The 12445-nt window shown below is 61.8% G+C and carries 10 protein-coding genes; 7 read left to right on the top strand and 3 right to left on the bottom strand.

What is annotated here, in order from left to right:
• Position 1 precedes the first annotated feature (1 nt).
• Entirely contained in the window at positions 2-523 is a 522-nt protein-coding gene (locus tag GJ699_RS13295) for an Lrp/AsnC family transcriptional regulator (protein WP_154376908.1), read from the bottom strand.
• A 124-nt stretch (positions 524-647) separates the two neighbouring features.
• Between GJ699_RS13295 and hppD the strand changes: the two genes are divergently transcribed.
• From hppD to GJ699_RS13280, 3 genes are all read left to right on the top strand, one after another.
• The gene (gene hppD, locus GJ699_RS13290) at positions 648-1745 is read left to right on the top strand and encodes a 4-hydroxyphenylpyruvate dioxygenase (protein ID WP_154376906.1); all 1098 of its coding nucleotides are present in this window, start codon (positions 648-650) and stop codon (positions 1743-1745) included.
• A 106-nt stretch (positions 1746-1851) separates the two neighbouring features.
• Complete coding sequence (locus tag GJ699_RS13285) at positions 1852-5424, top strand: indolepyruvate ferredoxin oxidoreductase family protein (RefSeq protein WP_154376904.1); 3573 nt, start codon at positions 1852-1854, stop codon at positions 5422-5424.
• 79 nt (positions 5425-5503) lie between these two features.
• A complete protein-coding gene (locus GJ699_RS13280) occupies positions 5504-5833 on the top strand; it encodes a hypothetical protein (RefSeq protein WP_154376902.1) in 330 nt (109 codons plus the stop codon).
• A gap of 45 nt (positions 5834-5878) precedes the next feature.
• Here the strand turns inward: GJ699_RS13280 and GJ699_RS13275 are convergent, their stop codons facing one another.
• On the bottom strand, positions 5879-7081 hold the full coding sequence (locus GJ699_RS13275) for an MFS transporter (RefSeq protein ID WP_154376900.1): 1203 nt from the start codon (positions 7079-7081) through the stop codon (positions 5879-5881).
• Between the two features lie 118 nt (positions 7082-7199).
• Between GJ699_RS13275 and GJ699_RS13270 the strand changes: the two genes are divergently transcribed.
• The 3 genes from GJ699_RS13270 to GJ699_RS13260 all read left to right on the top strand — a co-directional run bounded on the left by GJ699_RS13270 (position 7200) and on the right by GJ699_RS13260 (position 11534).
• On the top strand, positions 7200-8099 hold the full coding sequence (locus tag GJ699_RS13270) for a LysR family transcriptional regulator (protein ID WP_308495516.1): 900 nt from the start codon (positions 7200-7202) through the stop codon (positions 8097-8099).
• A 7-nt stretch (positions 8100-8106) separates the two neighbouring features.
• The gene (locus GJ699_RS13265) at positions 8107-9675 is read left to right on the top strand and encodes a S41 family peptidase (RefSeq protein ID WP_154376896.1); all 1569 of its coding nucleotides are present in this window, start codon (positions 8107-8109) and stop codon (positions 9673-9675) included.
• An 89-nt stretch (positions 9676-9764) separates the two neighbouring features.
• Positions 9765-11534 carry a M14 family metallopeptidase gene (locus GJ699_RS13260; protein WP_154376894.1) on the top strand — a complete coding sequence of 590 codons (1770 nt, stop codon included), beginning with the start codon at positions 9765-9767 and terminating at the stop codon, positions 11532-11534.
• Here GJ699_RS13260 and GJ699_RS13255 read toward each other — a convergent pair.
• On the bottom strand, positions 11531-11863 hold the full coding sequence (locus GJ699_RS13255; RefSeq protein WP_154376892.1) for a hypothetical protein: 333 nt from the start codon (positions 11861-11863) through the stop codon (positions 11531-11533). The two genes, GJ699_RS13260 and GJ699_RS13255, sit on opposite strands and share 4 nt — an antisense overlap.
• A 226-nt stretch (positions 11864-12089) precedes the next feature.
• On the opposite strand from GJ699_RS13255, the gene GJ699_RS13250 reads away from it, so the two are divergent.
• On the top strand, positions 12090-12398 hold the full coding sequence (locus GJ699_RS13250; protein ID WP_154376890.1) for a hypothetical protein: 309 nt from the start codon (positions 12090-12092) through the stop codon (positions 12396-12398).
• Positions 12399-12445: the final 47 nt, after the last annotated feature.

Raw genomic sequence — 12445 nt, 5'->3', positions numbered from 1 at the left:
CTTACACCAGCGGCAGCGCGGTGGTGTCCTTGACGCGCTGCAGGGCGAACGAGGATTTCACGTCCAGCACCGCCGGGTGGCGCAGCAGGGTCGCCATCATGAAGCGTGAGAAGTGGTCCATGTCTTCGACGTGGACCCGCAGCAGATAGTCCATCTCGCCGGTCATGGCGTAGCAGGCCACCACTTCCGGCCAGTGCGCCACCGATTCGGCAAAGTCCTGGCGCGGCGACGGCGGCGCGTTGGGCGCGCCCAGCGCGCGCGCATTGCTGTGCGCCGCCGCGTCGCTGTGTTTTTCCAGCCGCACGTTCACATAGGCCAGCAGGCCAAGGCCAATCTTGTCCGGGTCCAGCAGGGCCACGTACTGGCGGATCACGCCGGCTTCCTCCAGGCGCTTGATGCGGCGCAGGCAAGGGGAGGGTGACAGCGCTACCTGTTCGGCCACGTCCTGGTTGGACAGGCGCCCGTCGGCCTGCAAGATGGATAAAATCTTGCGGTCGGTTTTGTCTAGCGCGATTTTGGTCATAAATACCTCTTGGTTACGGATTTAGGGCAATATTATTGCTCAAAACGGCGGCAGCCGGGAATTGTTTGCAATTTAATGCTTCGACGGCGGATCTATACTGACCGCTATAAAAAAGGAGACTTGCATGCAATTTCAGCCATGGGACAATCCGATGGGCACCGACGGCTTCGAGTTCGTCGAATACGCCGCCCCCGATCCCCAAGCCCTGGGGGCGCTGTTTGAGCGCATGGGCTTCACTGCAATCGCCCGCCACCGCCACAAGGATGTGACGCTGTACCGTCAGGGCGACATCAATTTCATCATCAACGCCGAGCAGGATTCGTTCGCGCAGCGCTTCGCGCGCCAGCATGGTCCTTCGGTGTGCGCGATCGCGATCCGCGTGCAGGACGCCGCCGCTGCCTACCGGCGCGCGCTGGAACTGGGCGCCTGGGGCTTCGATAACAAGACCGGCCCGATGGAGCTGAACATCCCGGCGATTAAAGGCGTGGGCGATTCGCTGATTTATCTGGTGGACCGCTGGCGCGGCAAGAATGGCCAGCAGGGCGGCATCGGTGACATCAGCATCTATGACGTCGACTTCGTGGCGATTCCGGGTGCTGATCCGCATCCGGTCGGCCGTGGCCTGACCTATATCGATCACCTGACCAACAACGTTCATCGCGGCCGCATGAAGGAGTGGGCGGACTTTTACGAGAAGATGTTCAACTTCCGCGAGATCCGCTATTTCGACATCGAGGGCAAGCTGACCGGCCTGAAGTCGAAAGCCATGACTTCCCCATGCGGCAAGGTGCGCATTCCGATCAACGAATCGTCGGACGACAAGTCGCAGATCGCCGAGTATCTGGACGAGTACCACGGCGAGGGCATCCAGCACATCGCGCTGGGCAGCGATGATATCTACACCTCGGTCGAGGGCATGAAGCACGATGGCATTCAGTTCCAGGACACCATCGAGACCTATTACGAACTGGTGAACCGTCGCTTGCCGAACCACGGCGAGCGGCTGGAAGAGCTGCGCCGCCTGCGCATTCTGATCGATGGCCACAGCAGCGAGAACGAACGCGAGCTGCTGCTGCAGATTTTTACCCAGAACGTGATCGGCCCGATCTTCTTCGAGATCATCCAGCGCAAGGGTGACCAGGGCTTCGGTGAAGGCAATTTCCGCGCGCTGTTTGAATCGATCGAACTGGATCAAATCAAAAGGGGTGTGCTAAAGGAGTAGAGTAGTACCAAAGCCGGTAGCAAAGCACATAGACGGAGCACCGGCGTGAACGCGGCAAAGCCTAGCCGGCACTGTCGCGCTGATTCAAAAAATTGGAGACAAAGAAATGAATGCACCTCAAAAGGGTTTGCTATTGGATCCGGCCGACATTACGTTGGACGATAAATGGACCCTGGAACGCGGCCGCGCTTTCATGACCGGCACGCAAGCGCTGATACGCCTGCCGATGATGCAGCGCGAGCGCGATTTGAAAGCTGGCCTGAACACCGCAGGCTATATCACCGGCTATCGCGGTTCCCCGGTCACCAGCGTCGACATGACGGCGATGAAGGCCAAGAAGTACCTCGACGAACATCACGTCAAATTCCATCCCGGGATGAATGAAGACCTGGCGGCGACCGCCGTCTGGGGCACCCAGCAAACCAATCTGTTCAAGGATGCCAAGTACGATGGCGTGTTCGCCATGTGGTACGGCAAAGGGCCGGGCGTGGACCGCTGCGGCGACGTTTTCAAGCATGCCAACAACGCCGGCTCCGCGCAGCATGGCGGCGTGCTGGTGCTGGCCGGCGATGATCATGCGGCCAAGTCCTCGTCCACCGCGCACCAATCGGACCATATCCTGAACGCCTGCGGCATACCGGTGCTGTATCCATCGTCAGTGCAGGAGTATATCGACTACGGCTTGCACGCATGGGCCATGAGCCGCTACACCGGGCTGTGGGTGTCGATGAAGTGCGTGACCGATATCATCGAATCCGGCGCGGTGGTGGACTTCGATCCGGACCGCGTGCAGATCCAGCTGCCGACCGATTTCGAGCTGCCGGAAGGCGGCTTGAATATCCGCTGGCCGGACACGGTGCTGGACATGGAAGTGCGCATGAACAGCTACAAGTGGTACGCCGCGCTGGCCTACTGCCGCGCCAACAAGCTGAATAAAATTATCTGGGATTCGCCCAAGCCGAAGATCGGCATCATCACCGCCGGCAAATCCTATCTGGACACGCGTCAGGCGCTGGCCGACCTGGGCATCGACGAGCAGGCCGCCGCCGACATCGGTATTCGCCTGTACAAAATCGGCATGACCTGGCCGCTGGAGGCGGAAGGCGTGCAGGAATTCGCCAAGGGGCTGGAAGAGATTCTAGTGGTCGAGGAGAAGCGCCAGATTCTCGAATACGCGCTGAAGGAAGAGCTGTACAACCTGCGCGACGACCAGCGTCCGCGCGTCGTCGGCAAGTTCGACGACACCGGTGAGTGGAGCAATCACGGTAAGACCGGACATGGCGACTGGCTGCTGCCGGCGACCTATGAACTGAATCCGGCGCAGATCGCGCGCGCCATCGCTTCGCGCATTGCCCATTACTGCCACGGCCATCCAGTGGCACAACGCGTGCAGGAGCGCATCGCCTATCTGGAAGCGAAGGAAGCGGCGCTGAAATCGCTGCCGGTAAAGGCCAATCCGCAGACCGACCGCACGCCGTTCTTCTGCTCCGGCTGTCCGCACAACTCGTCGACCAAGGTGCCGGAAGGTTCGCGCGCGCTGGCCGGCATCGGCTGTCACTACATGGTGCTGTGGATGGACCGCGAGACTTCGACCTTCACCCACATGGGCGCCGAGGGCGTGACGTGGGTGGGCCAGGCGCCGTTCACCAACGAGAAGCACGTGTTTACCAATCTTGGTGACGGTACTTACTTCCACTCGGGGATATTGGCGATACGGGCGGCGGTGGCGGCCAAGGTCAATATCACCTACAAGATCCTGTTCAACGACGCGGTGGCCATGACCGGCGGTCAGGCTTTCGACGGCCCGCTTGATCCCGGCATGATCTCGCGTCAGATTGCGGCGGAGGGCGTGTCGCCGATCATCGTGGTGACCGATGAACCGGAGAAGTACCCGTCGGATTACAACTGGGCGCCTGGTGTCACCGTGCGCCATCGCAGCGAGTTGATGGATGTGCAGCGCGAGTTGCGCGACAAGCCGGGTGTGTCGGCCATGATTTACGATCAGACCTGTGCGTCCGAAAAACGTCGTCGCCGCAAACGCAACGAATACCCGGATCCTGCCAAGCGCGCGGTGATCAATGAAGCAGTGTGTGAGGGTTGCGGCGACTGTTCGGTGCAGTCCAACTGTCTGTCAGTGGAGCCGCTGGAGACGGAGTTGGGGCGCAAGCGCCAGATCAACCAATCGTCGTGCAACAAGGACTTCTCGTGCACCACCGGTTTCTGCCCGAGCTTTGTGACGGTGGAAGGCGGCGCACTGAAGAAACCGAAGAAAGCAGCAGTGGGCGATGCGCCGCAGATGGCGTTGCCGATGCCGGTGCTGCCTTCGACCGCGCAGCCGTTTGGCATTCTCATCACCGGCATTGGTGGCACTGGCGTGGTGACGGTTGGCCAGATCCTGGCGATGGCGGCGCACGTCGAGAACAAGGGCGCCATCGTGCTGGACATGAGCGGACTGGCGCAGAAGGGCGGACCGGTGATGTCGCACGTGCGGCTGGCGGATCATCAGAGCGATCTGCATTCCACCCGCGTGGGCACTGGCAGCGCCGACCTGGTGATCGGCTGCGACCAGATCGTCACCGCCTCGCGTGACGCCCTGTCGCGCATGGGCGAGGGACGCACGCACGCCATTGTCAATTCCAGCGGCGCCACCACGGCGGCGTTTGTGAAGAATCCGGACTGGCAGTTCCCGGATGCCGGCTCGCGTGGCGAAATCCTGCGCGCCTGCGGCAACGACCACGTCGACTTTATCGACGGTGGCCAGATCGCCAGCGCGCTGATGGGCGACTCCATCGCCACCAATATGTTCATGCTGGGCTACGCCTTCCAGAAAGGCCATGTGCCGCTGAGCGAGGCGGCGCTGATCAAGGCGATCGAACTGAATGGCGTGTCGGTGGCGTTCAACAAGGCCGCCTTCCACTGGGGCCGCACAGCCGCGCACGACCTGGCGTCGGTGACCAAGCTGACCACCCCGGCCAAGGTGATCGAGTTTAAACGCATTCAGACGCTGGACGATATCGTCACCAAACGTATCGAGCTGCTGATCGCCTATCAGAATGCGGATTATGCTAAACAATATAAATCGTTTATCGACGAAGTCCACGCGGCCGAGACCAAGCTAGGAAAAGGCACGCGTCTGAGCGAAGCCGTGGCGCGCTATTACTACAAACTGATGGCCTACAAGGATGAATACGAAGTCGCTCGCCTGTACACGGATGGCGCGTTCCAGCAGAAGATTGCTGGCATGTTCGAAGGCGAGTACCAGTTGAAGTTCCATCTGGCGCCGCCGATCCTCGCCAAAACCGATGCGCAGGGCCATCTGATCAAAAAGCAGTATGGCCCGTGGATGATGAAAGCGTTCGGCGTGCTGGCCAAATTCAAAGGTCTGCGCGGCACCGCGCTCGACCCGTTCGGCCGTACCGCCGAGCGCAAGATGGAGCGCGCGCTGATCGCTGAATACCGCCAGACCATCGCCAGCCTGCTGCCCAAGCTGACGGCCGAGAACCTGGCACAGGCAGTCGCCATCGCCAGCATTCCGGAAGACATCCGCGGCTACGGCCACGTCAAGGAACGCCACCTCAACGCGGCCAAGCAGAAACAAGCCAGCCTGCTGGCCAGCTTCGGCAAACCGGTCGCCACGCCGGCATCGGCAAGCGAGGCGGCCGCCCCGCACGCTGCTTAAACTATCGACCCGTAAAGAAAAGGCGCCCAAGTGGCGCCTTTTATCTTCATCCCTTATTTTGCCTCCGACGCAGCTCTTGATGTACATCAAACGCTACACGATGCCCAGAGATAGGATCTTCAGATCTAACTCAACCAGTGAGGAAATTATGGGCTTTTCTGTTGGAATTATTACGCTTCTGTTGACAATCTCGATTGTTGCCATCGTCTATGGACGCTATGCGGTGGATTGTTTAGCTGCTTGGTATAACAAAGAGCCTCCACCCAAATATCGCGTGCATGTCGGCGCAATGGTCTTCGCGATACTATTTTTTGTGCTGGGCAGTGTACTTCAGGCTGAATTCGATAAGTATTCCGAATGCCGGCATTCTGGGTACAGTCTTGGCGAGTGCATCATGATGCACAGGTAAAGGACCGATCAGCAATATCTGCCGATCGGTTGGTGTAGACCTTTTTTAAACCACAACTTTGCGCTGGCTAGCGTGGGTCAGATATTCGCTGACCCAATACAGCAGTGCGATAGCGTTGAAGGCCATGCCGGTCAGCAGGGCGGCGTGCCAGCCGTGGGTGGCGTAGATCCAGCCGCCCAGCGCCGAGCCGATCGCGCCACCGGCGAAGAACAGGGCGAAGTAGACGCCGTTCAGGCGGCTGCGCACTTCCGCACCCAGGCTGAAGATGGCGCGCTGGCCCAGCACCAGGTTGGCCGCGACGCCCATGTCCAGCACGATCGAGGCCAGTACCAACACCCCCAGTGCGACATTGCGCGAACCCGGTACCAGCATCGGCAGCGCGAAGCCGATCACGCCCAGCAGCAGCGCGGCGGCGGTGGCCATCAGTGTGTGACCCTGGTCGGCCAGCTTGCCGGCGATCGGCGAGGCCACCGCGCCGGCCATGCCGACCAGCGCGAAGATGGCGATGCCGGTTTGCGACAGGTGGAAGGCGGGACTGGCCAGCATCAGCGGTGTCACGGTCCAGAACAGGCTGAACGAACCAAACAGACCGGCGTGATAGGCGGCGCGGCGGCGCAGTACCGGCGTTTGCAGGAACAGCTGCCACAGCGATGCCATCAGCTTGGGATAGCTGATGTGGTGGTTGGGCATGCGCTCAGGCAGTTTGGCGCGCAGGACGAAGGCCACCGCCAGTACCACCAGCGCGGCGCCGGCGAACACTACGTGCCAGCTGGTGGCGTCGGCGATCAGGCTGGCGGCGGGGCGGGACAGCATGATCCCCAGCAGCAGGCCGCTGACCACTTTGCCGACGGTGACCCCGCGCGTGGCTTCCTGCGACAGGTGGGCGGCAAACGGCACCACGATCTGCGCCGCCACCGAGCCCAGGCCGATGCCCAGCGCGGCGGTCAGGAACATCCAGGCGCTGCTGCTGATTGCGGCCAGCACCAGCATGGCGCTGGTGAACAGCAGGCCGGTGAAGATCAGGCGGCGGTTTTCCAGCAGGTCGCCCAGCGGGACGATGAATAGCAGGCCGATGCAATAGCCGATCTGGGTCAGGGTGACGATCAGGCCGGCCGCTGCGGGCGACAGGCCGGTGGAGGCGCTGATCGGGCCGACCAGGGTTTGGGCGTAGTACAAGCTGGCCACGATCAGGCCGGTGGCGCTGGCCAGCAGTGTGACCATGCCGGGGCTGATGTCTTTGTTGCTCATGATGGTTCTCCAGTGAGAGTGCGATGAGCAGATTCTAGGCAAAGTCGGAACAAAGATAATTAGGGCATAATGCACCTATACTTTTCACATTATGTGAACAATGGACCGATTAAAAGCCATGCAGACCTTTGTCCGCATCGTCGAGGCCAATAGCTACACCAAGGCCGCCGAGACGCTGGACCTGCCGCGCGCCGCGCTCACCGCCACCATCAAGAAGCTGGAAGCCTTCCTCGGCACGCAGTTGTTGCAGCGGACCACGCGCCGCTTGTCGTTGACGCCGGACGGCGCCGTTTACTTCCGCCAGTGTCTGGAAATCCTGCAGGCGGTGGAGCAGGCCGAGGGCGCGTTCCGTGGTCAGGCCGCCGGCCAGCCGCGCGGCAAGCTGCGGGTGGAGCTGCCGGGAACCTTCGGCCGGTTGGCGCTGATGCCGCACATGGGCGAGTTTTGCCGCGCCTATCCGGAGATTGAGCTGGTGGTCAGCCTGAGCGAGCGGGTGCGCGATCTGACCGAGGAGGGCGCCGACTGTGCGCTGCGCATCGGCGCGTTGCAGGATTCGGCGATGATCGGGCGGCAATTGGGCAGCATGGGGTTTGTCACCTGCGCGTCACCGGCGTATCTGGCGGCGCATGGCACGCCACAGGTGTGGAGCGAGATTCGCGAGCATCGCGGCATCCTGCATTTTTCCGGTCTCACCGGCCGGCCGTATGACTGGGATTTTATGGTCGATGGCAGTGTGGTGACGACCGAGGTGCGGAGCGTTATCAGCGTCAACGATGCCGAGGCCAGTGTCAGCTGCGCCTTGCAGGGCTTGGGCCTGGCGCAGACGGCGCGCTATCAGGTGCGTCCGCATCTGCGGAGCGGGGCGCTGGTCGAGGTGCTGGCAGACACGCTGCCGACGCCGATGCCGATCTCGCTGCTGTATCCGCAGGGGCGGATGTCGTCGCCGCGCCTGCGCGTGTTTGCCGATTGGCTGGGGGCGCTGTTGCGGGATGATCCGGACTTGCAGGAAAAGCTATAATGCTTTGATGAAATATCATCATCTCATCCTGGGGGCGGCGCTGGCCGCGTTGATCGCCGGCTGCGGCGGCGGTTCGTCCGACACGGCGGCGCAAACGCCGACCACACCGGAGACGCCCACCACGCCGACTACGCCTGAAACGCCCACCACGCCCACCACGCCCACCACGCCCACCACGCCCACCACGCCTGAAACGCCGACCACGCCGACGCTGCCGGACTGGTACACGTTGCTCAATCACTGCGCGGCGCCGCGCGGCACCGGCTTCTCGGACGTGCAGGGCACGCTGACCGATGAGATGAAGTGGCTCAGCTCCTACTTTGGCGAGACCTATCTGTGGTACCGCGAAATCCCGGCCGAACTGAACATGGCCGACTACAGCAGCGCCATCGCCTGGTTCAACAAGCTGAAGACGAGCGCCATCACCGCCTCCGGCCGTCCCAAGGACCGCTTCCACTTCACCTATCCCACCGCGACCTGGGAGGCGATGAACAACGCCGCCACCTCGGTCAGCTACGGCATCACCTGGCTGCGCAACAACGACGCCACGCTGTCGCGCATCCTCACCGCCGGCATGGTGGAGCCGAATTCGCCGGCCGCGCTGGCGGGACTGCAGCGCGGCGACAGCCTGGTGTCGGTGGACGGCATCGCGGTCAGCGACACCAGCAGCAGCGCGGTGGCGGCCATCAACGCCGCGCTGGCGCCCACCACAGCAGGCGAAAGCCATCAACTGAGCTGGAGCCGCAACGGCACCACCTTGCGGGGCACGGTGGCGGCGGTGACGCTGACGGTACCGCCGGTGCGGCTGGCCAAGGTGCTCGACACGGCGGACGGCAAGGTCGGCTACCTGCAGTTCAACGAACACAATGCGGTGGCCGAGGGCCAACTGGTGACTGCCTTCCAGTCGTTCAAGGACGCCGGCGTGCAGGATCTGGTGCTGGACCTGCGCTACAACGGCGGCGGCCTGCTGACCATCGCCAGCGAGCTGGCGTACATGGTCGCCGGCCCCGACCCGACCAGCGGCAAGGTGTTTGAACAGCCGACCTACAACGACAAGACCAAGCCGCAGCCGGCCATTCTGTTCCAGTCGACGGCGGCCGGATACAAATCGGATAACACCATCAAGGCCGGCACCGCCTTGCCTTATCTGGGCCTGAAGCGCGTGACGGTGCTGACGGCGGCCGGCACCTGCTCGGCCAGCGAGTCGGTCATCAACAGCCTGCGAGGGGTGGATGTGGAAGTGAACCTGATCGGCGGCGATACCTGCGGCAAGCCGTATGCGTTCACGCCGGCCGCCAACTGCGGCACCACCTATTTCGCGATTCAGATCCAGGGCACCAACAACAAAGGCTTTGGCGATTACGCCGACGGCTTTGCGCCCACCTGCCGTGTTGCCGACGACCTGACGCACGCGCAGGGCGATCCGGCGGAAGGCATGCTGGCGGCGGCGCTGAGCTATCGCAGCACCGGTGTCTGTCCGCCGGTGGCGCAGGCGCTGCGCAAGGCGGCGGCATCCAGCGTGATCCTGACGCCGCTGCGGCACGAGGTGCAGGAAATATCGATACGAGATCGATGATCGCAAGCGGCGGAACCGGACTATAATTTTCGACGCATCCGATGCCGGTACAGGCATCGGTCGATCAACCCTAAGCTGGAAGAGTTTCCATGATCCGTTCCGCCATTCTGCTTGCCTTTGCCACCAGCGCATCGCTGGCCCACGCCGCTCCCGCCACCGCCCCTTTGACCACTGTCGCTGAACGTTCCGGCTTCCAGAGCACCGGCCGTTATGATGAAGTCATCGCCCTGTGCAGCCAGTTCCAGAAAGCCTATCCCAAGCAGGTGCGCTGCTTTGAGTACGGCCGCACGCCGGAAGGCCGGCCGATGCTGGCGCTGGCCGTCACCCGCACCGGTGCGTTGACCGCCGAGCAGGCGAAGAAGAAGGGCGTACCGGTGATGCTGATCCAGGGCGGCATTCATGCCGGCGAGATCGACGGCAAGGACGCCGGCTTCCTGGCGCTGCGTGAAGCGCTGGAGAACAAGGTGGCACCGGGCGCGCTGGACAAGCAGGTGCTGTTGTTCGTCCCGGTGTTCAACGTCGATGGCCATGAGCGCTTTGGCAAGAACAATCGTCCGAACCAGCGCGGCCCGGTGGAGATGGGCTGGCGCGTCACCGCGCAGAACTACAATCTGAATCGCGATTACGTGAAGGCCGACGCGCCGGAAATGCAGGCCATGCTGGCGCTGGTGAATGCCTGGGACCCGCTGGCCTATGTCGACCTGCACGTGACCGATGGCGCCAAGTTCCAGCCGGATGTGTCGATCCAGGTGGAGCCGGTGCACGGCGGCGACGAGGCGCTGAAGGTGGCCGGCGCCGCGCTGCAGAAGAATGTGATGGCGGACCTGAAGGCGCAGGGTTCCGATCCGAAGCCATACTACATCTCGTTCGACAAGGAAGACGATCCGATGTCCGGTTTTGTCGATTCGATGTCGACGCCGCGCTTCTCGACCGGCTACTTCCCGCTGCGTAACCGCTTCGCCATGCTGGTGGAAACCCACTCGTGGAAGGATTACCCGACCCGCGTGCGCATCACCCACAACACCATCGTCTCGCTGCTGTCGCAGGTGGCGCAGCATGGCCAGGAGTGGCAGAAGCTGGCACGCGAAGCCGACCAGCGCGCGGTGGCGATCGCCGGCAGCGAGGTGCCGCTCAGCTATCGCACCACCTACAACACCAAGACCATCCAGTTCGCCGGCTACGCCTACACGCGTGAGCATTCGGAGATTTCCGGCGGCCTGTGGACGCGCTATGACGAGAGCAAGCCGCAGATGTGGACCGTGCCATTGCGCGACGAGGTCGTGCCGGATCTGAAAGTGGAGGCGCCGCTGGGCGGCTACATTGTGCCGGCGGCGGAAGCGGCGCTGGTGGCGGCCAAGCTGAAACAGCATGGCATTGAGTTCAAGGTGATCAACGCCGATCAGATGTCGGCCGAGGTGGAGACCTTCCGCGCCACCAAGACCAAGTTCAGCGCGCAGCCGTTTGAAGGTCATCAGTCGCTGGCGGTGGAAGGTGACTGGGGCCGCGAACGCCGTCCGGTGGCCAAGGGCGCGCTGTTCGTGCCGATCGCGCAGCCGAAGGCGCGTCTGGTCATGACCTTGCTGGAACCGCGCGGCGGCGACGGCCTGCTGGCCTGGGGCGAATTCAATAACTTCTTCGAGCGCAAGGAGTATATGGAAGACTACGTGGCCGAAGAAGTCGCGCGCGACCAGCTGGACGCCGATCCCGCGCTGCGCGCCGAGTTCCAGAAGAAGCTGGACAGCGACGCGGACTTCAACAAGAGCCCGCAGAAGCGCCTGGAATTCTTCGCCAAGCGTCACGCCTCGTGGGACGAGCGTTTCAACCTCTACCCGGTGATGCGCACCGCGCAGAAGTACTAAATCTTGATGGAGACGGCGGCGCCCTGATTCTGCGCCGTCTGTTGTTCCATCTGCTGCTGGATCATTTGGTTGATCTTGTTCATGACGGCGGTCTGCTGGGCCGGCGTCATGGCGTTGAACGCCTCCTGCGTGATGCCCAGCTTCTTCATCATCGCCTGCGTCATGCGTTCCGCCGGCGACATGTCCACATACTCTTTCAGCTCCGAAGCGGCATCGGATTGCTTGGCCGAAGCCTGCTCCAGCAGCGCGCCGAAGTCGCTGCTCTTTTTGCTGGTGCCGCTGCTACTGGCAGCAAAAGCCGCCGCCAGATTGGTGGTATCGATCTTCATTTTTTCTCCCTTACCCAAGGTTGGTGGTGCAGCTCATTAGCCGAGGGCAGGGAAAGCAATATGCTGGGAGAGTCGAAGGCTGGCATGAGCCTTTCACGCATGGATGATGTCGCCGGATGCCGCTTGATTTTGAGAGCGTAAAAAGTCTATACGCATTTCGCGACAGCTTTTTGCTGACCCGCTTCCGGCATAAGCGCCGAAATGCGGCCGACAGTGACAAATACGATTGACGGAAAGTCAGCCGAAATTCCAACAAGGCGATGACCGCTATCTAAAGGCCCTGGCACTGGCAAGCGAGATCCTTGCGCGCGCACACGAAAATTTGAAGGGGCCATGTCCAGATCTTCCTGATCGCGACCTTGTTGCAGCATTTCTTAAAGCTGACAAGGAACCTGGATTGTTACAAATGTTGAGAGGATTGAATGCTGCAGACAGAGCGGTATCAACTAAGAAGAACTCCATTCTGATATTTTCAGAAGGGATGCCGCTTGAAGTTAGAACATTTAGGGATGCTACTGATGCACTGAGGACTTGAGAGTGGGTGTGCAAAGCTGACTAAGACTAAGAATATACTTGAAGTAT

The sequence above is a fragment of the Duganella guangzhouensis genome, from assembly GCF_009674535.1.
In the GTDB taxonomy this organism is placed as follows: Bacteria; Pseudomonadota; Gammaproteobacteria; order Burkholderiales; family Burkholderiaceae_D; genus Rugamonas; species Rugamonas guangzhouensis.
The sequence above is the reverse complement of the archived record's forward strand: the minus strand, read 5'-3'. Positions and strand labels throughout refer to the sequence as shown.

Excerpts from the sequence above, each read along its gene's own strand:
- GJ699_RS13270 (WP_308495516.1), top strand. The coding sequence starts at position 7,200 with ATGCAGACCTTTGTCCGCATCGTCGAGGCCAATAGCTACACCAAGGCC.
- GJ699_RS13295 (WP_154376908.1), bottom strand. The coding sequence starts at position 523 with ATGACCAAAATCGCGCTAGACAAAACCGACCGCAAGATTTTATCCATC.
- GJ699_RS13275 (WP_154376900.1), bottom strand. The coding sequence starts at position 7,081 with ATGAGCAACAAAGACATCAGCCCCGGCATGGTCACACTGCTGGCCAGC.
- GJ699_RS13260 (WP_154376894.1), top strand. The coding sequence starts at position 9,765 with ATGATCCGTTCCGCCATTCTGCTTGCCTTTGCCACCAGCGCATCGCTG.
- hppD (WP_154376906.1), top strand. The coding sequence starts at position 648 with ATGCAATTTCAGCCATGGGACAATCCGATGGGCACCGACGGCTTCGAG.
- GJ699_RS13265 (WP_154376896.1), top strand. The coding sequence starts at position 8,107 with ATGAAATATCATCATCTCATCCTGGGGGCGGCGCTGGCCGCGTTGATC.
- GJ699_RS13280 (WP_154376902.1), top strand. The coding sequence starts at position 5,504 with ATGTACATCAAACGCTACACGATGCCCAGAGATAGGATCTTCAGATCT.
- GJ699_RS13285 (WP_154376904.1), top strand. The coding sequence starts at position 1,852 with ATGAATGCACCTCAAAAGGGTTTGCTATTGGATCCGGCCGACATTACG.
- GJ699_RS13255 (WP_154376892.1), bottom strand. The coding sequence starts at position 11,863 with ATGAAGATCGATACCACCAATCTGGCGGCGGCTTTTGCTGCCAGTAGC.